Source organism: Symbiobacterium terraclitae, from assembly GCF_017874315.1.
Classification (GTDB): Bacteria; Bacillota; Sulfobacillia; order Symbiobacteriales; family Symbiobacteriaceae; genus Symbiobacterium; species Symbiobacterium terraclitae.
In genome coordinates this window covers 13,059-36,803 of the sequence record NZ_JAGGLG010000006.1, presented here as the reverse complement: position 1 = coordinate 36,803, position 23,745 = coordinate 13,059, and the positions used below count along the sequence as shown (strand labels likewise).

General features: G+C 70.0%; 21 protein-coding genes. 19 read left to right on the top strand and 2 right to left on the bottom strand.

Translation table 11 applies throughout. The features are described 5' to 3' along the window. Positions 1 to 207 precede the first annotated feature (207 nt). The 3 genes from J2Z79_RS04925 to J2Z79_RS04915 are packed head-to-tail and all read left to right on the top strand — an operon-like array spanning position 208 to position 3,279. Complete coding sequence (locus tag J2Z79_RS04925; protein WP_209465755.1) at positions 208 to 1,206, top strand: ABC transporter substrate-binding protein; 999 nt, start codon at positions 208 to 210, stop codon at positions 1,204 to 1,206. 41 nt (positions 1,207 to 1,247) lie between these two features. Further along, the gene (locus tag J2Z79_RS04920) at positions 1,248 to 2,876 is read left to right on the top strand and encodes an ABC transporter permease (protein ID WP_209465754.1); all 1,629 of its coding nucleotides are present in this window, start codon (positions 1,248 to 1,250) and stop codon (positions 2,874 to 2,876) included. A 10-nt stretch (positions 2,877 to 2,886) separates the two neighbouring features. Beyond that, positions 2,887 to 3,279: a GreA/GreB family elongation factor gene (locus tag J2Z79_RS04915; protein WP_209465753.1), complete on the top strand. Its 393-nt coding sequence runs from the start codon at positions 2,887 to 2,889 to the stop codon at positions 3,277 to 3,279. Positions 3,280 to 3,435: 156 nt separating this feature from the next. Here J2Z79_RS04915 and J2Z79_RS04910 read toward each other — a convergent pair whose 3' ends face one another. Then, positions 3,436 to 5,088, bottom strand: a complete 1,653-nt coding sequence (locus J2Z79_RS04910) for a hypothetical protein (protein WP_209465752.1) — start codon at positions 5,086 to 5,088, stop codon at positions 3,436 to 3,438. 209 nt (positions 5,089 to 5,297) lie between these two features. Here J2Z79_RS04910 and J2Z79_RS04905 point away from each other — a divergent pair, with 209 nt between their 5' ends. From J2Z79_RS04905 to J2Z79_RS04855, 11 genes are all read left to right on the top strand, one after another. After that, the gene (locus J2Z79_RS04905) at positions 5,298 to 6,437 is read left to right on the top strand and encodes an acyl-CoA dehydrogenase (protein ID WP_209465865.1); all 1,140 of its coding nucleotides are present in this window, start codon (positions 5,298 to 5,300) and stop codon (positions 6,435 to 6,437) included. A 3-nt stretch (positions 6,438 to 6,440) separates the two neighbouring features. After that, positions 6,441 to 6,716 (top strand): hypothetical protein, encoded by a 276-nt coding sequence (locus tag J2Z79_RS04900; RefSeq protein WP_209465751.1) that lies wholly within the window; start codon positions 6,441 to 6,443, stop codon positions 6,714 to 6,716. Next, a complete protein-coding gene (locus tag J2Z79_RS04895) occupies positions 6,713 to 6,919 on the top strand; it encodes an acetyl-CoA carboxylase biotin carboxyl carrier protein subunit (RefSeq protein WP_209465750.1) in 207 nt (68 codons plus the stop codon). Before J2Z79_RS04900 ends, J2Z79_RS04895 begins: the two co-directional genes overlap by 4 nt. A gap of 88 nt (positions 6,920 to 7,007) precedes the next feature. After that, on the top strand, positions 7,008 to 7,277 hold the full coding sequence (locus J2Z79_RS04890) for a hypothetical protein (protein WP_209465749.1): 270 nt from the start codon (positions 7,008 to 7,010) through the stop codon (positions 7,275 to 7,277). 1 nt (position 7,278) lies between these two features. Continuing rightward, positions 7,279 to 8,646, top strand: coding sequence for an acyclic terpene utilization AtuA family protein (locus tag J2Z79_RS04885; protein ID WP_209465748.1), 1,368 nt, complete (start codon positions 7,279 to 7,281; stop codon positions 8,644 to 8,646). A 3-nt stretch (positions 8,647 to 8,649) separates the two neighbouring features. Then, on the top strand, positions 8,650 to 8,973 hold the full coding sequence (locus tag J2Z79_RS04880) for an AtuA-related protein (RefSeq protein WP_209465747.1): 324 nt from the start codon (positions 8,650 to 8,652) through the stop codon (positions 8,971 to 8,973). Between the two features lie 6 nt (positions 8,974 to 8,979). Next, positions 8,980 to 9,924 carry a hypothetical protein gene (locus J2Z79_RS04875; RefSeq protein WP_209465746.1) on the top strand — a complete coding sequence of 315 codons (945 nt, stop codon included), beginning with the start codon at positions 8,980 to 8,982 and terminating at the stop codon, positions 9,922 to 9,924. 64 nt (positions 9,925 to 9,988) lie between these two features. Then, complete coding sequence (locus J2Z79_RS04870; RefSeq protein WP_209465745.1) at positions 9,989 to 10,759, top strand: enoyl-CoA hydratase-related protein; 771 nt, start codon at positions 9,989 to 9,991, stop codon at positions 10,757 to 10,759. 43 nt (positions 10,760 to 10,802) lie between these two features. Beyond that, positions 10,803 to 11,768, top strand: a complete 966-nt coding sequence (locus J2Z79_RS04865; RefSeq protein ID WP_209465744.1) for a hypothetical protein — start codon at positions 10,803 to 10,805, stop codon at positions 11,766 to 11,768. Between the two features lie 284 nt (positions 11,769 to 12,052). Beyond that, positions 12,053 to 13,579: an acyl-CoA carboxylase subunit beta gene (locus J2Z79_RS04860; protein WP_209465743.1), complete on the top strand. Its 1,527-nt coding sequence runs from the start codon at positions 12,053 to 12,055 to the stop codon at positions 13,577 to 13,579. A gap of 1,432 nt (positions 13,580 to 15,011) precedes the next feature. Beyond that, on the top strand, positions 15,012 to 16,079 hold the full coding sequence (locus J2Z79_RS04855) for a DUF4349 domain-containing protein (RefSeq protein ID WP_209465742.1): 1,068 nt from the start codon (positions 15,012 to 15,014) through the stop codon (positions 16,077 to 16,079). 91 nt (positions 16,080 to 16,170) lie between these two features. Here J2Z79_RS04855 and J2Z79_RS04850 read toward each other — a convergent pair whose 3' ends face one another. Then, the gene (locus tag J2Z79_RS04850; protein ID WP_209465741.1) at positions 16,171 to 17,235 is read right to left on the bottom strand and encodes a L,D-transpeptidase; all 1,065 of its coding nucleotides are present in this window, start codon (positions 17,233 to 17,235) and stop codon (positions 16,171 to 16,173) included. A 208-nt stretch (positions 17,236 to 17,443) separates the two neighbouring features. Here J2Z79_RS04850 and J2Z79_RS04845 point away from each other — a divergent pair, with 208 nt between their 5' ends. The 5 genes from J2Z79_RS04845 to J2Z79_RS04825 all read left to right on the top strand — a co-directional run bounded on the left by J2Z79_RS04845 (position 17,444) and on the right by J2Z79_RS04825 (position 23,512). Next, complete coding sequence (locus J2Z79_RS04845; RefSeq protein ID WP_209465740.1) at positions 17,444 to 18,781, top strand: DegV family protein; 1,338 nt, start codon at positions 17,444 to 17,446, stop codon at positions 18,779 to 18,781. Positions 18,782 to 18,918: 137 nt separating this feature from the next. Further along, positions 18,919 to 20,232 carry an asparagine--tRNA ligase gene (asnS, locus tag J2Z79_RS04840; protein WP_209465739.1) on the top strand — a complete coding sequence of 438 codons (1,314 nt, stop codon included), beginning with the start codon at positions 18,919 to 18,921 and terminating at the stop codon, positions 20,230 to 20,232. Positions 20,233 to 20,267: 35 nt separating this feature from the next. Next, a complete protein-coding gene (locus J2Z79_RS04835) occupies positions 20,268 to 20,960 on the top strand; it encodes a cysteine hydrolase family protein (RefSeq protein WP_209465738.1) in 693 nt (230 codons plus the stop codon). 151 nt (positions 20,961 to 21,111) lie between these two features. Next, positions 21,112 to 22,044: a helix-turn-helix domain-containing protein gene (locus J2Z79_RS04830; protein ID WP_209465737.1), complete on the top strand. Its 933-nt coding sequence runs from the start codon at positions 21,112 to 21,114 to the stop codon at positions 22,042 to 22,044. 208 nt (positions 22,045 to 22,252) lie between these two features. Beyond that, complete coding sequence (locus J2Z79_RS04825) at positions 22,253 to 23,512, top strand: D-alanyl-D-alanine carboxypeptidase family protein (RefSeq protein WP_209465736.1); 1,260 nt, start codon at positions 22,253 to 22,255, stop codon at positions 23,510 to 23,512. Positions 23,513 to 23,745: the final 233 nt, after the last annotated feature.

The following is a 23,745-nucleotide window of genomic DNA, read 5'->3' as shown; positions in this document are numbered from 1 at the left end:
TGACGGGCCCATTCCCCCGCGGGTGCACCCCATCCAACGGATCGACTGAATGGCTGGTATATTGGATGGTTGAAGGCACCCGGCCAATCCCCAGGTGCGGAGCGAAATCCAGCCAATCCGTGGCCTGATTGGCTGTTGCAATGGATGGTATCATCGCGCAGACTAAGCAAAGACGATGCATCCAATTCGGTCTGGAGGCGGAGCGACATGCGGACTGGCAGGCGATGGACGGCCCTCCTGGTGGCGCTGACCCTGGTTCTCGCGGGCTGTGGAGGGGGAACCAGGGAGCAGCAGCGGATGACCCTGTACACCTCGTTCGGGGCGGATCTCTACACCCCCCTGGTGCAGGCGTTCGAGGAGCAGACCGGCATCAAGGTGGACGTGGTCTTCGGCGGCACCGGGGAGCTGTTGCGCCGGCTTGAGGCGGAGAAGGGGACCGCCGGGGCCGACGTGATGCTCGGCGGCGGCGCCGAGTCCTACGAGGCCTACCGGGAGCTGTTCGTTCCCTACACGGTGAAGGACGACGACCTGATCCCCGGCGCGCTCAAGGCGCCGGACCGGGTCTGGTACGGGTTCAACGCGCTGCCCATGGTGATCATGTACAACAGGAACCTGGTGCCGGAGGACGAGCTGCCCCGGGGCTGGGCAGACCTCGCCGACCCGCGCTGGCAGGGCAGGCTGGCCATGTCAGACGCCACCAAGAGCGGCACCGCCTTCGTGCAGGTGGTCACGATGCTCACCCTGTTCGCAGACGACGGCGCCGAGGGCTGGAACACGGTCTCCGCCGTGGTGAAGAACGCCAGAGTGCTGGGCTCCTCCAGCCTGCCGCCCAAGGGCGTTGACGAGGGGGAGTACGCCCTGGCCCTGACCCACGAGAACATGGCGTGGAAGTACGCCCAGGCCGGCGGTCCGGTGGGCTGGATCTACCCCGCGGAGGGCACCGCAACCATTCCCGACAGCGTCGCCCTGGTCAAGGGCGCGCCCAACCCCGACGCCGCCCGGAAGTTCATGGACTTCCTCTTCTCCCGCGAGGCCCAGGAGATGGCCTCCAGACAGCTGGGCCTGCGGGCGAGCCGCACCGATGTGCCGCTCCCCGAGGGGCTGAGCCCCGCCGATGAGATCCGCCTGATCGAGCTGGACATCGCCTGGGCCACGGCTCAGCGTGAGGCGATCCTGGGCCGCTGGAAGGATCTCCTGACCCAGTAACCTCGCCCGACCCTGCCACCTGACCGCGAGGGGGTGCCGACGTGGCCGCACGGAATGGCTGGCTGAGACCCGGCTGGCATTGGGTCGCACTGGCAGCGCTCGCCTTCCTGCTGCTCTTCCTCGTCTACCCGGTGGTGCGGGTGATGCTGGGCAGCCTGACCACGCCCGGCCTGTGGCATGACTTCCTGACCCGGGCCTACTACAGGCAGGCCCTGCTGAACAGCGTCTGGCTCGCCCTGGGCGCCACGGTCGGCGCCCTGCTGCTCGGGGTGCCGCTGGCCGTCCTGGTGAGCCGCTGCGCCATCCCCTGCAAGGGGCTGATTCAGGCGCTGGCCGTGCTCTCGCTCCTCTCGCCTCCGTTCATCAGCGCCTACGCCTGGATCACGCTGCTGGGCCGGGCCGGCCTCCTCACGGGTTGGCTGGGCCTCCAGGGCTTCTCGATCTACGGCCCCGGCGGCGTGCTGCTGGTCTCGGTGCTCCACCACGTCGCCTACGTGTTCCTGCTGACGCGGGCGGCCCTGCTCCGCATCGACCCCGAGGTCGAGGAGGTCGCCGAATCGCTGGGGTCGCCCCCCTGGCGCAGGCTGCTCACCGTGACGCTGCCCCTGGCCATGCCGGCCATCTCGGCGAGCGGGCTCCTGGTCTTCACGTCGACGCTGGCCGACTTCGGCACCCCGATGCTCATCGGCGAGGGGATGCTCACCCTGCCGGTGGTGGCCTATAACGAGTTCCTCAGCGAACTGGGCGGCAGCACGGGGATGGCGACCGTGGCGAGCCTGGCGATGCTGCTGATCGCCCTGGCCGCCCTGGGGGTGCAGACCTGGCTGCTGCGGGGCCGGTCGTACACCGGGCGCAGCCTGCGGCAGCCGGGGGCCCTCCGCCTGGGTCCCGCGGGCCGGGTGCTGGGGGCGGCGTACGGCCTGCTGGTCGCCGGCGCCTCCGCCCTGCCCCAGGCGGTGGTCCTGGTCAGCTCCGTCATGAAGACCAGGGGCCCCCGGTTCACCGGCGAGTTCGGGCTGGACAACTACCGGCTGATGTGGGACCAGATGGCCGAGGTGGTGGGGCGTACCCTCCGCTACTCGGGGCTGGCCGCCGGCATCATGCTGGTGGCGGGCCTGCTGATCGCCTACGTCCTGGTGCGGCGGCCCGGCCGGCTGGCGCGCACCCTTGACGGCCTGCTGGTGCTGGCGCAGATCCTGCCGGGGACCGTGCTGGGCGTCGGGCTGGTCATCGCCTGGGGCCGGCCGCCCGTCTCCCTGCCCGGCACGGGGACGATCCTGGTGGTGGCGTACGTGGTGCGGCGGATCGCCTACACCATGCGGGCCTCGGCGGCGGGGGTGCTGCAGCTGAACCCCGAGATGGAGGAGGCCTCGCTCTCGCTGGGGGTCTCGCCTGCGCGGACCTTCGTGCGGATCACCGTCCCGCTGGTGCTGCCGGCTGCCCTTTCCGGCGCCCTGGTCAGCTGGATCGCCACCATCGGGGAGCTCTCGAGCACGATCATGCTCTACACGGGGCGCACCGCCACGGTGTCGGTGATGATCTACAACCAGGTGCTCACCAGCAGCTTCGGCACGGCCGCGGCCCTCGGCTCGCTGCTGATCGGGCTGACGCTGCTGGTGCAGTGGGTCCTGCGCCGCTGGCTGGAGGAGGACACGCTGGGTCTCGGTTAGGGGGGTAGCCATGGCAGAGGGGCATCGGACTCGCGTGCGCAGGGAGTATCACTCGGAGGAGCCCATTGGCGCGCAGATCCGGAAGGCGGGCGAGGAAGTGGACGAGCGGGCGGCGCGAGCCGTCGCCGGGCCGCCGGTCACCGAGGCCGAGGCGGAGATCCTGGCCGGGAGCGCCCACGAACCCGTGCAGATGTACAGCACGGTGGTGGTCATGGATCTGGCGCGGGGCGAGCAGCAGCGCTACCGCCTCGTCTCCGAGGGGGAGGGTGACCCGGAAAGGGGCGAGATCAGCCTCTCCTCACCGTTGGGCCGGGCCCTGCTCATGGAGTACCCCGGGGCAGTGGTGAGGGTGAAGGCTCCGGGTGGTGAGCGGCTGTACCGGATCCTGCGCGTGGGGGACTGACTGGATAGGGCCTCACAGAAGCAGCCCCCGGTCCGGGTGAAGGACCGGGGGCTCTGTCGCGCCCGCCAGCGCCCGCGGGATGCGACCATGACGTCGGGCTGCCGCGTGCGCCGGGGTGCGCGGGTTACGACCCGGGGCGGGGGTTCACAGCGCTCCTCACGGCTCGTAGGAACCGATCAGGACCTGCGGCGAGGCGTGGCCGGTGGAGGTGGCGGCGGAGCGGTCCTCGACGGTGACCAGGATCGTGTCGTTGCGGTTCAGCGGGAGGCCGTCGGCCTGGAAGCGGAAGTTCTCGCCCCAGGCGCGCTCGCAGTAGCCGACGGGCGTCCGGATCTGGTTGCGCTGGTTGACCAGCCAGACCCGGTAGGCGTTGAACGGCCGCCCGGTCGTGCGGTCCCTGCCCAGAGCCATGGGGCTCGGCAGGCCTCGCAGGTTGATGGTCATGCTGCCCCTCCGGAGGTTGAGGGTTGCAGACCCGGATGCGCGGGGGGTCATCGGATGCCGCTGCACGAGCTGCACCTGCACGGTGAGCGGGTTGACCCGGCTCGGGGCCGGCTGTGCTTGGACCGGGGAGGCATCCCCACCCCCCGCGGCAGGTGTGTCGGCCCGGTCGGCCTGGGCGGCGGCGATGCCCTCGGGCCGCTCCGGAGCCAGGGCGGCCGCGGGACCGCCGGACGCTGCTGCCAGTCCATCGGGGGACTCGCCCGCGGAGGCGCCGGGCAGGTCCGCCTGGCCAGCGACAGCGCAGTCTGCGCCGGCCTGGATGGCCTGGGCGACGGAGGGGGCACTGTCGCCTGACTGCATCGCCTGGTCAGTGACGGAGCAGGCCGAGCCAGGCTCCACCGCCACGCCGACGGCGGCTGCGCCAGATTCGAAGGCCCTGCCCCCTGTTGAAGCGGCGGCTGCGCCAGACTCGAAGGCCGCACCACCGGACTGACCGCCGGACGGGTGAGCCGAACCGCCGAAGGCCGCGGCTGACGGACTCGCCAAGCTGCTGGAGGAGGCATCGGACTGAGTGGGCGAGGTGCCGGAGGACGCGGCGACCGGAGAGGCAGAAGCGCTGGAGGGGCCGCCGCCGAATGCGCCCGCGGCGGGGTCGGCGCCGGACTGGAACGACAGGCCGGCGGGGGAGTCGCCGCCGAACTGGCGCGCCAGACCGGCGGGGTAGTCGGCGCCGACCCGGTCAGCGTCATCGCCGGACGAACCCGTGGTGCCGCTCCCCAAGGACCCTCCCGACTGCTCCGCGACGGCCGCCGTGCCAGACGGCGTCTGCGACGCCGGGGAGGGCCCCGCCTGGGGTGGAGCAGTGCTCAGGCCTGCTGCCGCCGCGCGCGAGGCCCAGTCGCCGGGACCGCCCTCCGGCCAGGCGGGGAAGGCCCCGGCTTGGGTGGCGGTGGCCGCGTCGAGCCAGATCAGCCGGCCCTCCAGCACCGAGATGTTTCCCGCCTCGGTCCCGCCGAAGGGCTCCACCGTCACCCGCACGAGCTCCGCCCGGCCCGGCTGCGCCTGCGACGACGCCACCGTCCGGGTGGCGCTGCCTTGGCCGTCTGCGCCCACGTTGAACGCCCCGAGGCTCACCGCGCCAGACGGCCCCACCAGCCACCCCTCGTAGTAGAAGCCACCGGTGCCGGAACGGTCTGTGAGGGTCTGTCCATTCTCCACGTACAGGGTCACCCGGCTGAAGTCGGCGTCGCAGGTGATCAGGCAGTACCCCTGCATCGGCCGGCCGGCCTCGCGTCGGTGCGACCGGGCCGGACTGAGCTCCGCCAACCGGGCCACGGCCAGGCTGGCGGTGAAAGGTCTCGTCAAGGCTTCTCCCTCCCGTCCACTCTCTTCCCAGAGACCATATGCGGAAGGGGACGACCTCATGTGGTGTGACGTTTTTCTGCCGATCGCTCAAAATTCGTCACACCCGGGCAGGAGTTCCGCCAGGCAGATGAGAATAAAGTGACGGTAAAGGCTAGAGCAATGGTTCGCACGCGCCGATTGTGGGGGAAGGAAGGGGCGGTGGGATGAGCCTGAACTTCGATCTCAGCCAGGAACAGGCCATGATCCGCAGGCTGGCCCGGGAGTTCGCCGAGGGCGAGGTGGCTCCGGGTGCCGCGGAGCGGGACAAGACGGGGCGCTTCCCGCTGGAACTGGTCAGGAAGATGGGCGAGCTGGGGCTGATGGGCATCCCCTACCCCGAGGAGTACGGGGGAATGGGCGGAGACACGGTGTCCTACGCCCTGGCGGTCGAGGAGATCAGCCGGGTGGACGGCTCGCTGGGGATCACCCTCGCCGCACACTGCTCCATCGGCATGGGGCCGGTCTACTACTTCGGCACCGAGGAGCAGAAGCAGCGGTGGCTCCCCGGCGCCGCCCGCGGCGAGTACCTGGCCTCCTTCGGGCTGACCGAGCCCGGCGCCGGCTCCGACTCGGCGGGCACCAAGACCACGGCGGTCCGGGACGGCGACGGGTGGCTGCTCAACGGCTCCAAGATCTTCATCACCAACGCCGCCTACTGCGGGTATATCGTCTGCACGGCCGTCACCCGGCCCGGCGAGGGGCACAAGGGCATCAGCGCTTTCATCGTGCCCAACCCGACCCCGGGCTTCACCATCGGCCCGGCCTACGACAAGATGGGGCTGCGCTCGTCTGATACGCGTCCCCTCTACTTTGAAGACGTGCGGCTGCCCGCAGACGCCCTGCTGGGCAAGGAGGGCGAGGGCTTCCGCCAGTTCATGGTGACGCTGGACGGCGGCCGCATCTCCATCGGCGCCATGGCGGTCGGCATCGCGCAGGGGGCTCTGGACGCCGCTCTGGCTTACGCCAGGCAGCGGGTCCAGTTCGGCCAGCCCATCTCCAAGTTCCAGGCCATCCAGTTCAAGCTGGCCGACATGGCCATGGAGATCGAGCTGGCCCGGAACATGGTGCTCAAGGCCGCCTGGCTGAAGGACCAGGGGCGCCCGTTCACCCGCGAGGCGGCCATGGCGAAGCTCTTCGCCTCGGAGACGGCGGTGCGGGCGGCCAACCAGGCGATCCAGATCCACGGTGGCATGGGCTACATGGAGGAGATGCCGGTTTCCCGCTTCTGGCGGGACGCCAAGCTTACCGAGATCGGCGAAGGCACCAGCGAGATCCAGCGCCTGGTAATCGCACGGCAAATGGGGTGCTAGAGCGTGCTTCTCTACGGCGCCGCACTGCTGGTCGCTTTCCTGATCGGATGGCTGCTGCCGCACCCGCTGGGGCTCATCCTTCTGGGGACGATGGCCCTCGGCGCGGTGTGGCGGCTCGGCGACCGGGTCTCCCGGCTGGAGGCGGTCGTGCGTGACCTGCTGGGAGGCATGCTGGAAGAGAACCCGTACGAGAGCAGAGATGCCTACATGGCGGAACGGGCCCGGATCCGGGCCCGCATGGAGCAGTACCGCAGGCAGGCAGAGGAGGAGAAGCGATGATCAGGGCGAGCATGGCGGGTACGGTCTGGAAGGTGCTGGTGAAGCCCGGGGACGCGGTCTCCCCGGGGCAGGACGTGGTGATCCTCGAGTCGATGAAGATGGAGATCCCCATCACCGCCGAGGTGGGCGGCACCGTTCAGGCGGTGAAGGTGGGCGAGGGCGACTTCGTCAACGAGGGCGACGTGGTGGTGGAGCTGGGCTGAGCGCAGCCCGGGCGCCTTGGGCGCGGCACGTTGGCAGCCGGCCGCCCGCAGGCGCAGAGGCACGCCTGGAGGGAGGTTCCGACCGCACGTGTTCTGGATCTTGCTGGGCGTCGTCATCGCGGTGGTGCTCGCGCTGCTTCCCTGGGGTGCCGTCATCGGCGCCGGGCTCGCACTGGGCGTGCTGATGCACATCGCCTCGCTGCTGGAACAGCTGCTGGATCACCTGCGGGGTCAGTCGGGGGACCCGACCGCGGCGACGGTGCCTGATCCCGAGACCCTGCTCCGGCGCCTGGCGCGGGCCCGGCTGGCGCCGCGGGGCAAGTACCGTTCGAAGCGCAGTGAAGCGGGAGGGAGATAGCTTGCGCACCGTACGCATCGGCGCCGGGCAGGGGTTCTACGGCGACTCGCTCCTGCCCGTGCTGGACGTGGCCCGGTACGGCGACGTGCAGTACATCAGCTTCGACACGCTGGCGGAGCTGACGCTGGCGATTCTGGAGAAGGGCCGGCGGAAGGATCCGACCGGCGGCTACACCCGTGACGTGGTGCCCATGATGCGCAACCTGCTGCCCATCGCCAAGGAGCGGGGCATCCGGCTGATCACCAACGCCGGCGGCATCAACCCGCGCGGCGCGGCCAGGGCCGTGGCGGAGGTGGCCCGGGAGCTGGGGCTCTCCCTGAAGGTGGCCTGCGTCACCGGCGACGACATCTACGACCGGCTGGACGAGCTGGCGGCGCACGGCGTGACCTTCGCGGACAAGGAGACTGGACAGGCGCTGGGCGACGTGCGGGACCGGGTGCTCTTCGCCTCGGTCTACCTGGGGGCGCAGGTAGTGGCCGACGCCCTGGCCACCGGGGCGGACGTGGTGATCACGGGCCGCACCACCGACACGGCGCAGTTCCTGGGCCCGCTGATCCACGAGTTCGGCTGGGCGCGGGACGACTGGAACCGGCTGGCCCAGGGGATCGTCCTCGGCCACCTGATGGAGTGCTCGGGCCAGGTGAGCGGCGGCAACTACCAGGTGGGCTGGGAGGACATCCCGGACCTGCACCGCATCGGCTTCCCCGTCGCCGAGGTGAGCGAGGACGGCACCTTTGTGCTGACCAAGCCCCCGGGCACCGGCGGGCGGGTGGACCTGAAGAGCGTGAAGGAGCAGTTCCTCTACGAGATCCACGATCCCACCAACTACATCACGCCCGACGTGGTCTGCGACCTGACCACCACCCGGCTGGAGCAGGTGGGCGAGAACCGCGTGCGGGTGAGCGGCACCACCGGCCGCCCGGCGCCGCCCACGCTGAAGGCGCTTCTCGGGTACGCGGACGGCTGGATGGGGGAAGGCTACATCTCGTTCAGCTGGCCCAAGGCGTACAGCAAGGCCAGGCGGGCCGCCGAGATCATCCGGGCACGGCTGGAGATGCAGGGGGTCCGGCCCGAGGAGATCCACGAGGAGTACATCGGCATCAACTCCCTCTGGGGCGCCCTGGCCCCGGAGCCGGTGGACGAGGACGCCATCAACGAGGTGCGGCTGCGCATCGCCATCCGCACCCGGAGCAAGCGGGACTGCGAGATCCTGGCCAGGGAGTTCCCGCCGCTGCTGCTCTCCGGCCCGCCCACGGCGTCGGCGGTGGCCGGCACGCCGCAGCCCCGGGAGCTGATGGGCCTCTGGTCCACCCTGATTCCCCGGGAGCTGATCGAGCCGCACGTGCAGATCAGCGTGGAGGAGGTGTAGCCGATGGCGAGGCGCGTTCGGCTGGTGGAGATCTGCCACGCCCGTTCGGGGGACAAGGGCGACGCCTCGGACATCTCGCTCTTCGCCAACGACGACGCGGCCTGGGAGATCATCCGGAGGCACGTCACCAAGGAGCGGGTGGCGGAGTACTTCCGCCCCGTGGCCACCGGGCCGGTGGAGCGGTGGGAGGTACCCAACGTCCAGGCGTTGAAGTTCCTGGTACACGGCGCACTGGGCGGCGGCGCGCCGCGCTCGCTGCGCAGCGACAACCTGGGCAAGACCTTCGCCGCCGCCCTGCTGCGCATGGAGATCACCGTGGAGGAGTAAGTACCTGTGGCAGTTCCGCAAGTGGATGTAGCACGGGCCAGGGCGTTCGTCCTGGCCCACGGCGGCGCAGTGGACGTGGCACGCATGGAAGGGATCCTCGGCCGCACCGAGCCGGACCGGGCCGTGGTGCGGGCGCTGGAGCGGCTGCAGAACAGTGACGGGGGCTTTCCGGTCGCCGCCGTGGCCCGTGGGGCGGGAGCGGCGCTCGGCACCACCGCGGCCGGCGGGCATCACGAGGGGCAAGACACCATTGCCTCCGGGGGGCGCGCCGGTGCGCGCGGGGCGGCGGACAGCGGTGCTTCCTCCATCGCTGTCACCTGTCAGATCCTGGCGCACCTCCGGGACATCCCGCCGCTGGCCGGGTCGCCGATGGCCTCCCGGGCGGTGGCCTTCCTGCGCCGGTCGCAGTCGGTGGACGGGTCGTGGTCGGCGGCGCAGGAGGGGGTGGACCCCGCGCTCCTCACGGCGAGCGCTGGGTACACCCTGGCCGTGATGGAGCCCGATCACCCCGATCCCATCGTACGTGCTGCCAGGTGGCTGCGGCGCACCCTGGCCGACGGGGCCGGTGACACCCGCGCCGAAGGGACTGAGCACTCCCGGGAGGGCGGGCCTGGGCGCGTCGCAGCCCTCGGGTCCGGGAGCGACCGGAGCGCGGCTCTCTTCCGCGCGGCCGCCGTGTGGGGCCACAGCGGGGACGCCGCAGCACAGGACTCTGCCTATGCGCTCCTCGAGCAGCGTGACCTGACGGCGCCCGAGATCGCAGGGTGGCTGGCGACCTTCGTCGAGCTGGGGCTGGCGGCCCGCCACTTCGCGTTGGCTTTCCGGCTGCTGGGGCGGCTGGCGGGGCTGCAGCAGACCGACGGCAGCTGGCCGGTCGGGGAGGGCTCGGCCGTCGAGGCGACGCTCGCCGCCCTGCGGGTCTTCCGTGGGTTCAGGCTGGTCGGGGAGTGACAGCCTAGACCGGCCGGGGCGGCCAGCACCGCCGACGCGTCTGAGGGAAGAAGGAGGCGTGCGGATGAAAAGAGTGCTCCTGACCCGCGAGGGGCCGATCGCCTGGGTGGCCCTGAACAACCCGGAGCGGCACAACGCGCTGTCGGGCCAGGTGGTGGCCGACCTGCAGGAGGCGGCTGACCAGATGGCCGTGGACAGGTCGGTGCGGGTGGTGGTCCTCCACGGGGGCGAGGCCAAGTCCTTCTGCAGCGGCGCCGACCTGAAGGAGCGGCAGGGGATGGAGGAGGCCGCCGTGGTGGCGACCGTCCACGCCCTGCGGGAGGCGGTGAACAGCGTCGCCCAGCTGCCGGTGCCGGTGATCGCGGCCATCCACGGCATGGCGTTCGGCGGCGGGCTCGAGCTGGCACTGGCCTGCGACATCCGGATCGCCGCGGACGATGCGCAGATGGGCCTGACCGAGGTCGGCTGGGGCATCATCCCAGGCGCCGGCGGCTGCGCCCGCCTGCCGGCCCTGATCGGACCGGCGAAGGCGAAGGAACTGATCTTCACCGCTCGCCGCCTGACGGCGGGCGAGGCGTTGGAACTGGGCCTGGTCAACCGGGTGGTGGACAGGCCGAACCTGCTGGACGCCGCCAGGGCGATGGCCGAGCAGATCGCCAGGCAGGCGCCGCTGGCGGTGCGGGCCGCCAAGCGGGCCATCGACGCCGGGCCCGGCCTCGCCGCCGGCCTTGCCGCAGAGTGGCGGGAGTACCGGTCCATCGTGCAGACGCAGGACAGGCTGGAAGGGCTCAGGGCCTTCGCGGAGCGCCGCCCGCCGGTTTTCAGGGGAGAATAGCTGCGACACTGGGCGAGTAGCTGCAACAGCGGAGGGAGTCACGTTGCTGCTGAACGACGTAGCCTTGATGGAGCACCGAGTCACGCTTGCGGGCGCCCTGGGCGGGCTGCTTACCCATGCCGGGCGCCGCCTGGAGCCTACATATCTCATGGGGGTCAGCGGCCACGCCTTCCGGCTGACCCTCGACCTGGTCGTTTCGCCCTCTGCCCCGACGGAGCTCAACTTCCACGAGGTCATCCCGCTCTGGGAGCGGCTCGGCTGCTGGCTCAAGCGGGTGGCGGCCCGGCCCGTCGACCCGGGGTACAGCGAGGTCAGGGCCGAGGTGATCGAGCGGGTGGCCCGCTCGGTGGAGGACGGGCGGCCGGCCGTTGTGTACGACCTGCTGGGGTCAGGCGAGTACGGCCTGGTGGTGGGGATCGACGGCGACCGCTGGGCCTGCCTGACGCAGTCCTACCCGGTCGAGCCCCGGTGGATGGACGTCGCCGACTGGCCACCCGCCGAGCACGCGGCGTTCACCCGGGCCGAGGTGATCACGCTGCTGGACATTGCGCCCGACTTCGACCGGCGCGCAGCTGAGGTGGCGTCGCTGCGCTTCGCCGTCGACCACTTCTGGGCGCCTCCGTCGCGGGACATGTGGCTGCAGCACGGGCGTCAGGCGTATCAGTTCTGGCGCACGACGCTGGCCACGACCAGCCTGCCGCTGCACGGGCCTGAGCCGGGCCGGGGCCACAGCTACAACCTTGCCGTGCTCCACGCCGCCCGCAGCGATGCGGCGGCTTACCTGGAACAACTGGCGGCGCGGTACCCGGAGGCCGACACGCTGCCCCGGGCGGCGGAGGCGTACCGGCGCGTGGTGGAGGCCCTCGCGGAGGCGGTGTCGCTGGCTCCCTACCCGGGGGCCGGGCTCGTGGAGCGCCGGGCCGCGCTGGCCGCCTGCCTGGAGCGGGCGCTGGCGGCGGAGACCCAGGGTGTCGAGGCCATCGAGCGCGCCCTGCGTGCGCTGCGATAGCGTCGGGGGAGAGCTGCGGGGGCGGCGGGATGGTGATGGAATGCTCCGCACGGTGACGGTCCTGGCTGAGGAGAGCGGTAGCGGCGCCAGGCAGCGTGGCTGCGCCGCAACTGCGCGGCAGAGTGCTGATCCCGTAGTGAGCCATAGCGGGGTGCACCGACGCGGCACGCCGATGCCGGACTGAACTGCGGAAACGGACGGGGAGGGCCGCCGCAGCGTGCACTCACCCGACCGTCCGAAACGGAGCGGAGGAACAGAGAGAATCGGCAGAGGGGGAGAGGCCGATGAGCCTGGATGCGGAACTGAGGGCGCGGGAGGAGCGCATCAAGAAGGGGGGAGCAGAGCGGTACCACGAGCAGGCCAGGGCCAAGGGGAAGTTGTTCGCGCGGGAGCGGATCCGGCTGCTGGTGGACGCCGGCTCCTTCGTCGAGGACGGGCTCTTCGCGAACTGCGAGGCCGGCGACCTGCCGGCTGACGGCGTGATCACCGGCCTGGGGCGCATCGACGGCCGCCCGGTGGCGATCATGGCCAACGACTCCACCGTGAAGGCAGGCTCGTGGGGCGCCCGCACGGTGGAGAAGATCCTGCGGATCCAGGAGACCGCGGAACGACTGCGGGTGCCGCTCTTCTACCTGGTGGACTCCGCCGGGGCGCGCATCACCGACCAGGTGGAGATGTTCCCCGGCCGCCGCCACGCTGGCCGGATCTTCTACAACGAGGTTCGGCTGAGCGGCCTGGTGCCGCAGATCTGCCTGCTCTTCGGACCGAGCGCGGCCGGTGGGGCGTACATCCCGGCCTTCTGCGACGTTGTCCTCATGGTGAAGGGCAACGCCTCCATGTATCTGGGATCGCCCCGCATGGCCGAGATGGTGATCGGCGAGAAGGTGACGCTGGAGGAGATGGGCGGCGCGGAGATGCACACGGCGATCTCCGGTTGCGGCGACGTGCTGTGCGAGAGCGAGGAGGAGGCCATCCAGCTCGCCAGGCGCTACCTGAGCTACTTCCCGCAGCGTACCGGCGAGCGGCCCGCAGACACCGCGCCGGTGGAGCCGAGGTCCGGCCGGTTGCTGGAGGAGATCATCCCGGTCAACCAGAACGCCGCCTTTGACATGTACGAGCTGATCGACCGCATCATCGACGAGGGCACCTGGTTCGAGATCAAGAAGCGGTTTGCGCCCGAGCTGATCACCGGCTTCGCCCGGATGGGCGGCCGCGTGGTGGGCATCGTGGCCAACCAGCCGCGAGTCAAGGGCGGGGTGCTCTTCGTCGACTCGGCCGACAAGGCCGCCCGCTTCATCTGGCTCTGCGACGCCTTCGAGATCCCCCTGCTCTTCCTGGCCGACGTCCCGGGCTTCATGATTGGCACGAAGGTGGAGCGGCAGGGCATTATCCGGCACGGGGCCAAGTTCATCGCGGCTGTCAGCGAGGCGACGGTGCCGAAGATCTGCCTGGTGGTGCGCAAGGCCTATGGCGCGGGCCTCTACGCTATGGCCGGTCCCGGCTTCGAGCCGGACTGCACGCTGGCCCTGCCGACGGCCTCGATCGCGGTGATGGGACCCGAGGCCGCGGTGAACGCCGTGTACGCCAACAAGATCGCCGAGAAGCCACCGGAGGAGCGGGAGGCCTACGTCGCCCAGCTCCGGGAGGAGTACCGGCGGGACATCGACATCTACCGCCTGGCCTCCGAGCTGATCGTCGACGCCATCATCCCCTTTGACCGTGTTCGGGACGAGCTGCTGGCCCGGTTCGCCTTCTACGAGAGCAAGCAGCTCCGCTGGCCGGAGAAGAAGCACGCCGTCCCGCCGGTGTAGTGATCTGGAACGAACATCGCCTTTCGCAGTGGTGCACGCCGTGCACCACTGCGTTTTCTGTTGGCTCGGCTCGGGGACGGGACGGCTGGTCCTGAGGTGCTCGGTGATCGACAGTCGCGAACCTCCGACGGTTTGAGACTGCCTCGAAGTCACAGGCGAAGCGAGTTCGCCAGGCGGCCCCTCTAGCACAAGCCTCGGAGCTGCTCTCAAGGCGCCGGAACTTCGGGGTTCAACCAGCGCCGCCCGGGACGCCCCGGCCCCCTCAGCACCCCGTGGGCCCCCCGGCATCCCCTGGGGCGCCCCGGCATCCCCTGGGCCCCTCCGGCACGCCCTGAGACCTCCCGGCATGCCCTGGGACCCCCGGTACGCCCGTGGACCCCTTGGACGCAGCGAACCTCCGACGGTTTGAGACTGCCGCGAAGTCACAGGCGAAGCGAGTTCGCCAGATAGCCCCTCTAGCACAAGCCTCGGAGCTACGCTCAAAGCGTCGGAACTTCGGGGTTCAACCAGCGCCTCGGCGCCCGGGATGCCCCGGCCCCCTCGGCACCCCTGGGCCTCCCGGCACCCCCAGCACCCTCGAAACGCCCTGGGACCCCGGGGACGCAGCGAACCTCCGACGGTTTGAGACTGCCTCGGAGCCGCACGCGGAGAGAGTTCGACAGACAGCCCCTCTAGCACAAGCCTCGGAGCTACGCTCAAAGCGTCGGAACTTCGGGGTTCAACCAGCGCCGCGGCGCCCGGGCCAACCCGGCATCCCCTGGGCCGCCCAGTCATCCCCTGGGCCGCCCGGCATCCCCTGGGTCCCCCCGCACGCTCTGGGCCCTTCCGGCACGCCCTGAGACCTCCCGGCATGCCCCGGGGCCCCCGGTACGCCCGTGGCCTCCTTGGACGCAGCGAACCTCCGACGGTTTGAGACTGCCGCGAAGTCACAGGCGAAGCGAGTTCGCCAGATAGCCCCTCTAGCACAAGCCTCGGAGCTACTCTCAAAGCGTCGGAACTTCGGGGTTCAACCAGCGCTGCGGTGCCCGGGCCGCCCCGGCATCCCCTGGGCCTCCCCGCACGCCCTGGGCCCCTCCGGCACGCCCTGGGCCCCTCCGGCACGCCCTGACACCTCCCGGCATGCCCAGGGGCCCCCGGTACGCCCGTGGCACCCTTGGACGCCGCGAACCTCCGACGGTTTGAGACTGCCTCAGAACCGCACGCGGCGTGAGTTCGTCAGACAGACACTCTGGCTCAAGCCTCGGAACCGCTCTCAAAGCGTCGGAACTTCAGGGTTCACGCGCGTCGGCGCGGCCGCCACGTCCCGAGCCCGTTCGACGGCACAGGAAAACCGTTCAGACTTGAAGAACACCCAGAGTGGGAGTCCGGAAACGGGTAGGGTCGATCATACGTCTATTGTGCGAGACGGAGTCACAGAGAGGGGTTGCTCCGGATGAGAAAGAGAACCATCTGGCTCATGCTTGGCCTGATACTGAGCGTGGTCCTCACCGGCTGTGGCGCGGGCGGGTCCGGCTCCAGCGAGATGGCCACGGGCGGGTACCGCGGCAGCTCCAACGCCTCCGCGCCCGGGGCTGCACCGGCGGCGCAGGCTCCTGCGGACGGGGCGGTGAAGTCCCTTTCCCTCTCCATCCGCGACACGGCGGGCGCACCCGTGGCGAGCGTGACGGCATCGGTCGCCGACCGGAAGATCATCCAGAACGCCGAGGTCGAGCTGAGCGTGCGCAACGTCGACGATGCGCTGGACGCCATCAACGAGGCGGTGCGCGCCGCCGGCGGCTACGTGCAGGAGAACCGGGTGACGGGCACCCGCGAGAGCGGGCGTCGGGTCAACATGACCGTGCGGGTGCCGGCCGGCAGCTACGGGTCGGTCCTGGACCTGATGAACACCCTGGGCGAGCAGATCGACCTGCGGCAGTGGACCAACGATGTCACCGAGGAGTACCTCGACCTGGAGGCCCGCATTCAGACCGGCGAGGCCCACCTGGCTCAGCTCAGGAAGCTGTACGAGAAGAGCGGCTCGGTCACCGAGATGATCGAGCTCGAACGCGAGATCGCCCGGGTGACCGCGGACCTCGAGTCGCTGAAGGGGCGGTACAACTACCTCGCCAATCAGGTGGCCTTCAGCACCATCCGGGTGAACCTCTACGAGCCCGGCGTACCCACGCCGGTGCGCGACCCGCAGACGCTGGGCGAGCGCATTCGTGACGGCTTCCTGCAGTCGTGGCACAACACCGTCGCGCTGGCCGAGTCGCTGCTGATCGGGCTCGTGGCGCTGATCCCGGTCCTGCTCTTCCTGGCGGTGGTGGGCGGGCTCGTGGGCGGCCTGATCTGGCTCATCGTGCGGGCTCGCAGGGGCCGTGGCGGCAGCGGGCGGCCCGGCGGACGGAGCGGCAACGGTGGCGGCACCGACGGGCAGGCGGCTTCGCCCCCGTACTATCCCACCTACGCCCCGGGCGGCGGCCGGCCGGCGGATGACACCGGCAGCGACCCCGGGAAGTGAAAAGGCACCCCTAAGATCGTGCCAACAGAAACGGCGACCGTCCCGTGAGGGAGGGTCGCCGCCTTCATTTCTCGAGCCCCGGGCGGCCAGACTAACGCCCGGTCAGGCTGTCCTGGATGACGATGGGCGTGCCCAGCTCCACGGCATCGTACAGCTTCTCCACCTCGCGGTTGCTCATGAGGATCGACCCCTCGGAGTTCCACCGGCCGAGGCTCTCCGGCGCGTGGGTGCCGTGGATGGCCCAGAGCGAGCCGTTGTCGCCGGGGAACACGCTGAAGCCGATCCACCTGGTCCCCAGGGGGTTCGCCGGGTCCAGTGCAGGGATCCCTTCCTTGTAGTACGGCATCCCCGGTACCAGGCGGTCGACGGTGAACCGGCCCAGCGGCGTCACCATGTTCTCGCCCCAGTTCGCCGGACTCGGGGCCGGGCCCGCGATGTGCCGTCCAGTCGAGACCCGCGCCGTCTGCACCAACTCGCCGTCGCGGTAGTGCCAGAGTACGTTCAGGCCCTTGTCCACCAGGATGACCGTCGGTTCGGGGGGAGTAAGGGGTGCCGCCGCGGCGTAGTAATCCGCGGGAACCAGGCCGAAGTTCATGTCCAGCGACCATGCCCGGTAGAAGGGCTCGCCCCCCCGGGCCTCCAGGGCCGTATCGCCACCCACCGCCACCGCGACCGGCTCACCCTCACCCGGCAGCGAACCGCGCCACACCAGCAGGTGCCCGGCACGGGGAAGGACCACGATGTCGACCGTGCCCTCGGCCACGGTGACGACCTGGCCGACAATACCCGGCTCATCCTCGGGTCCGGTGAGGAGCGCCACCCGCATCCGCCCGTCCTCGAGGGCGGAGACCGCAATCCGTTCCGGCACGCCGTCGTCGTTCAGGTCGGGGCCCGGGATCAGGCGTTCGGGCGTGAAGGGCAGTGCAGCCGGAGACTGCGCGTCCGGGGTGCGGGAAGGCGGGGCAGCCGTCGGCTCCGCGGTCCCGGACAGGCGCAGCACGACCCAGCGGATGCCGAAGCCCAGTCCAACCAGCAGCCCGGTCACGACGAGGAGGGCGACCGCACGCCTGCGGGCGTAGCGCCTGCGCCGCTCTTCCCGCCGGCGCCACTCGCGCCGGGCGGAGCGGGGCCGGTCCGGTTCGTACAGGTGGGACATGGGCCTCCCTCCTTCGGCTGCATCCTGCTGTTTCCTTGATTATAACCTATCGTCCAGTTCACGCTCCATTTATTTGTACCACGGTTTATTCGCAACTCCTGGGGTTGCCTGCACGGCAATGGTTGATCCGGGCAGGAACAGGCGGCGCGTTGTCGAACTGCAATAAAACCTGCCGTTAATACCTGGTCACAACTCAGGGGGGCCGTCCATGAGCGTGCGGATCGTGACTGACAGCACCGCGGGAGTCCCGGCAGACCTGTGCAGAGAGCTGTCCATTACCGTGGTCCCCGTTCCGATCTTCTTCGGTTCCACCGTGTACCGGGACGGCGTGGACGACACCGCGCGCTTCTACGCACTCCTGGGCGGCGACACGCCGCCTTCCACGTCCACCCCGGCCCCGGCCGAGTTCGAGCAGGTCTACCGGGAGCTGACGCAGGACGGCGACCAGGTGCTCTCGATCCACCTGATGGAGAGTAAGTCCGGCCTGATCAACGCCGCGCGGATGGCGGCGGCCGTCCTGCCGGCCGGCGCGGTTCAGGTGGTAGATTCGGGCACCACGTCGCTGGCGCTGGGGCTGATGGTCGTGGCCGCGGCCCGGGCCGCGCTGGAGGGCGCCCCGCTGAGCCAGATCGCTGCCCTGCTCGAACGATTGCGGGAGCGGGCCGCCCTCCATGCGGCCATCCCGCAGCTGACCCAGCTGCGCCGCTCCGGACGGGTCTCCCTCAGCAAGTCGCTGCTGGCCGGGCTTCTGGCCATCAAGCCGGTGCTGTACATCGGCCAGTCGGTGATCGAGGTGGTGGCGACTGTGCGAGGGTGGAGCCAGGCGGTGGAGCGGATGGTCAGCCTGGCCCAGCGGCGGGCGCAGGGGCACCGGGTGCACCTCGCCGTGGTGCACACCAACGCACCGGCCGAGGCCCACCGCCTGATGGCGGCCATCCGCGACCGGTTCGACTGCGTCTCCGTGCTGGTGGCAGAGGCCGGGCCCGCGCTCGCGGCGCACGCAGGCGCCGGGGCGCTGGGCGTGGCCACGCTGGCCGTGGACGGGTCGGCACGCACTGACGCGGAACCGCAGGGCGTGGAGGCATCAGACCGCTGCGGTGCGGACGTGCTTACCGGGGAGGGGCTGGGCTGTTTCCATGCGGAGACGATGGACGGAGCGAGAGCGGGGTGCTCCGGTTCGGACACGCTGTCCGCGGAGGGGCTGGGCCGCCCACGTGCGGAGACGATAGGCGGAGCGAAAGCGGGGTGCTCCGGTTCGGACACGCTGTCCGCGGAGGGGCTGGGCCGCCCACGCGCGGAGACGATGGACGGAGCGAGAGCGGGGTGCTCCGGTTCGGACACGCTGTCCGCGGAGGGGCTGGGCCGCCCACGTGCGGAGACGATGGACGGAGCGAGAGCGGGGTGCGCCCGTTCGGACACGCTTTCCGCGGAGGGGCTGGGCCACTCCCGTGCGGGAACGATGGACGCAGGGAGAGCGGAGCGTTCGGGTGCGGACACGGCGGCTGAATGGGCTGCAGAGGGCCCGGGCCGCGCCGGCCCGACCTGAGAGGCCGGTCAGAAGTAGGTTGAGAACGGGCGCACACGGAGACGCCCCAGGTGGGCGTCTCCAAATCGTTTTCCAGTTTGCCCGCTCGCGTGGTATCATCAGGGGAGATGCTGTTCCCACGCAGGAGGGCCAATCACATGAAATGGGTTACCGTCAGTCACCTGCCGCAGCATGAAGGCGAAACGGTGGAGCTGCGCGGCTGGGTGCAGAACTACCGGAGTTCCGGCAAGATCCAGTTCATCATCTTCCGCGACGGCACCGGCGTCTGCCAGGCCGTGCTCTTCATCAAGGACGTGCCGCCGGAGGTCTTCGAGGCCGGCAAGCGGCTGACCCAGGAGTCGTCCATCATCATCCGCGGCACGGTGCGCAAGGACGACCGCGCTCCGGGAGGGTATGAGATCGGCGTGCAGGAGCTGGAGATCGTCCAGATCGCCGAGGAGTATCCCATCACGCCCAAGGAGCACGGCACGGAGTTCCTGATGGACCACCGGCACCTGTGGGTGCGCTCCTCGCGCCAGGCGGCCATCCTGCGCATCCGCAACGAGATCACGATGGCGATCCACCAGTTCCTGCAGGACCGCGGCTTCGTCCTCACCGAGTCGCCCATCCTGATGGGCACGGCGGCGGAGGGTGGCGCCAACCTGTTCGAGACCACCTACGTCAACGACGAGCCGGCCTTCCTGAGCCAGTCCGGGCAGCTGTACGTGGAGGCCACCGCCATGGCGCTGGGCCGGGTCTACACCTTCGGGCCCACCTTCCGGGCCGAGAAGTCCAAGACCCGCCGCCACCTGATCGAGTTCTGGATGGTGGAGCCCGAGGCGGCCTACTTCACCCATGAGGACAACATGAAGCTCCAGGAGGAGATGGTCTCCTACGTGGTGCAGCGGGTGCTGGAGCGCCGGGCGGCCGACCTGAAGGTTCTCGGGCGCGATACCAGCATGCTCGAGAAGGTGAAGCCGCCGTTCCCGCGCATCACCTACACCGAGGCCGTGGAGCTGCTGAAGAAGCTGCACAAGCCCGGCGACGACTGGGAGCCCATCCCCTGGGGCGAGGACTTCGGCGCGCCCCACGAGACGGTGCTCACCCAGCAGTTCGACAAGCCGGTGTTCGTGGAGAAGTTCCCCGTCAAGGTGAAGGCCTTCTACATGCAGCCCGACCCCGAGAACCCCGAGGTGGTGCTCGGCGCCGACCTGCTGGCCCCCGAGGGCTACGGCGAGATCATCGGCGGGTCCGAGCGCATCCACGACCCCGAGCTGCTGAAGCGGCGGTTCGAGGAGCACGGGCTTGACATGGAGACATACGGGTGGTACTACGACCTGCGCCGCTTCGGCTCGGTTCCCCACTCCGGCTTCGGCCTGGGGATCGAGCGGACGGTGGCCTGGATCTGCGGCCTCGAGCACGTGCGGGAGACCATTCCCTTCCCGCGCCTGCTCAACCGCCTGCACCCGTAACGGCGACTGGGGAGAGACAGGAGGGAGACTTGCCGATGGCAAGGCGAGCGCTGTTGGTGATCGACACGCAGGTCGATTTCAACGACGAGCAGGGCAGCCTGACCAGCTTCCAGCGGTCGGACCCGAAGATGCGGCGCATCGCTGACCTGATCGACGCGGTCCACGCCGAGGGCGGGTTCGTGGTGGCCACCGCCGACACGCACCCGCCGCTCCACCACCCGGAGCACCTGGTGACCTACCGGCGCATGCTGCAGGAGACCATGGGGCAGGACCGGTTCGAGGCGTACATGGACCAGGCGTACGAAGCCTACAGGGAGGAGCTGAAGCTCTACCCGCCACACTGCGAGTACGGCACCCCGGGGTGGCAGCCGACGGCGGCCATCGCCGCGGCGTTCGAGCGGTTGGGCGACGACCTGATCTGGATCCAGAAGCCCACCTACCGGCTGGTGGATGGGTACGTGATGAAGGGCCCGGCCGGCATGGTGGGGCGCTCCGGCCGTGCGGTTCTGGACTTCCTCAAGGCGCAGGGGGTGGAGGAGGTCCTGGTGACGGGGCTGATCACGCCCGTCTGCGTCCTGGCGGCGGTGGAGTCCGCCGTCGAGGCCGGCCTGCGGGCCACGGTGGACGAGAACCTCGTGGACTCGTACGACGAGGAGAGCCACAAGCAGGGCCTGGCGCGCATCGCCGCGGCAGGCGGCATCATCGTCCCCGCCCGACCTGAGGAGTAGGGCGCGCACACAGCACATTTACGCTGCCCGCACCTTTTCGCAAACGTGTGACTTGGTGGAAGGGATTTCGCCCGTTGCTGGAGAAGATGGGTGCATCTGGAGGTATAGATTACCACCCGGGGTCGTCCCAGCAGCGGGAGGTTGATAGCATATGGAAGAGATTGGCCGGCGGTTGCGCGAGGCGCGCGTGGCCAAGGGGATCACGCTGCAGGAGGTCGAAGAGGAGACCCGAATCCGCAAGAAATACATTGAGGCCCTCGAATCCGGACGGACTGTCCTCATCCCCGGGGAGGTCTACGTCAAGGGTTTCCTGCGAACCTACGGCAACTTCCTCGGCCTGGACGGCGAGGCCCTCGTGCAGGAGTACAAGGAGCGGAAGAACCGCCCTGCCGCCCCTGAGGAGGACGGGGCAATTTCGGCCGAGGTGCGCACCGCCGAGGCAGAGGTGGCAGCAGCGAGTCCCGCCGAGCCGCGTACGGCCCCGGCGCCCAGACCCCCTGCCTTCGTGCAGGCCCCCCGCCGGTCCGGCCGGGGCCGGACGAAGCGGCGGCAGCGCGGCCCAGGGCCCGGCGTCTACATCGCCCGGCGGATCCTCGTCTCGCTGATCGTCATCCTGCCGCTCGCCGGCCTGGGCTACTGGCTCTGGTCGCAGCAGGCAGCCGGGCCGGAGCCCCCGCCCAGCGAGCCGGTGGCGCAGCAGCCCAGCTCGGAATCGCCCCCGCCCGCGGTGGAGCCCGAACCCGAACCCGAACCGGAGCCCGAGCCACCGCCTGAGCCGGCGAAGCCCGTGATCACGGTTGGCAAGCCGGTCGGCGACGAGGTCGACATCACGATCTCCGCATCGCCAATCGACCTGCATATGGACTTCAAGCAGGGATTCCCCTGGCTTGCCGTCTACAGCGCCTCCGGCGAGGAACTGTTCTCAGCGAAGGCGAGCGGTCCCCTCTCGTTCCAGGGCGACGGCTTCCGGGTGCGCATCGGCTTCGTGGCCGGCCTGGAGATCACGCTCAACGGCGAGCCCGTCCAGCACGGACTGGAGGGCGGTCCCTACTGGATCAACTTCAAGAGCGAAAAGAGCGAGTAAGGCGAGTCCGGCCCGTTGCGGCCGGACTCTTCGCGTCTCGCAAAGCGGGCACCGCCGAGATCGGCCGCAGGTCCGGCCGGACCGGCCGGGAACCGGGCCGCATGCCGAACGCTCGCAGATCGCCCGCCTGTGCCCAGTTCAGCCGATAACTTGCCAAGGATACCGCCGCGCCGCGGCGCACCATACTACCCCGTGGAGGTGGCGCGTCGTGCATCGGATCCTTTCCTTCTTTATCACGCTGCTCATGCTGGTCGCCGCGGGTGAACCGGCTGCGGCGGCGGTCCGGGCGGCGGCGGTCAGGCCGGTCCCGCTGATCGAGCACTACAGGGAGCAGGTGGAGTCCCCGCCCCAGATCTGGGCGCACGGCGCCGTGCTGATGGACGCCGCCACCGGCGACGTGCTCTGGGAGCACAACGCCCACAAGCGGCTCCACCCGGCCAGCACCACCAAGGTGCTCACCGGGCTCATCGCCCTGGAGCGGGGCGACCTGAACGCCAAGGTGAAGATCTCCAGGCGGGCGGCTACGACGCCCGGCAGCTCGATGTACCTGCGGGAGGGGGAGGTGCACTCCCTCCACGACCTGGTCTACGGGCTCCTGCTGCGCTCGGGCAACGACGCCGCGGTGGCCATCGCCGAGGCCATCGCCGGTTCGGTGGAGGACTTCGCCGTGCTCATGAACGAGCGCGCCCAGCGGCTCGGGGCGAAGAACTCGCACTTCGTCAACCCCCACGGCCTCACCCACCCCGACCACCTCAGCACCGCCTACGACCTGGCGGTCATCACCCGGGCGGCGCTGCAGAACCCGCTGTTCGCCGAGATCGTGGCCACGCCCGTCAAGGAGCTGACCTACGAGGAGCTGGGCCGCACGGTGGTGCTCTACAACACCAACCGGCTGCTCACGTGGTTGGAGGGCGCCGACGGCGTGAAGACCGGCACCACCGGGGCGGCCGGGGCCTGCCTGGTCTCCAGCGTGACCCGGGACGAGCAGAAGCTGATCGCGGTCGTGCTGAACGCGTCCAACCGGTGGCGGGAGTCTGCGGCCCTGCTGGAGTGGGGCTTCCGCAACTTCCGGCTGGCCCGGCTGGGGCGGGCCGGGGAGGTGCTCGTGCACCTGCCGGTGAGGGGGGGCAAGCGGCGCGCGGTTCCCGTGGCATTCGAGCGCGACCTCGCCGTGGTGCTGCCGCGCACCGCCGCAGAGGCGCCCCCCATGGAGGTCGACCTGGCCATCCCCCTGCGTGCGCCCGTGCGCGCCGGCCAGCAGCTGGGCCGCGTCCGGGTGGAGACGCCTGGCAGCAGTGCCAGCGAACGGCAGGTGGAGCTGGTGGCGGCCAGGGAGGTACCTGCCGCCACATGGCTTGACCACGTCTACGAGCTTTTAGTATCATTAGTTGGGGTCGGAGATATTCTAGAACTGAATCTCATAACTGGATATCGTGAAAGGGTGGACCGCTCCGATGCCCCCGGATGATGGCCGCCTCTGGCTGGAAGCCAAGTGGGAACGGCAGGAACGGGCGTTAGGCCCGTTTTTTGCTTGAGCGCTCATTCACAATCGGGATGACATATGGTATGGCACCTTGGTATACTGTCTACAAGAGTCTGACCTACTTTTGGCCTGGTCCTGCAGACTGAAAGTTCGGTTATCTGTCCCTGGCTCGTTCCGGTGTTCACAAGCGTTCGCGCTTCGTTTACCCTACTGTAACC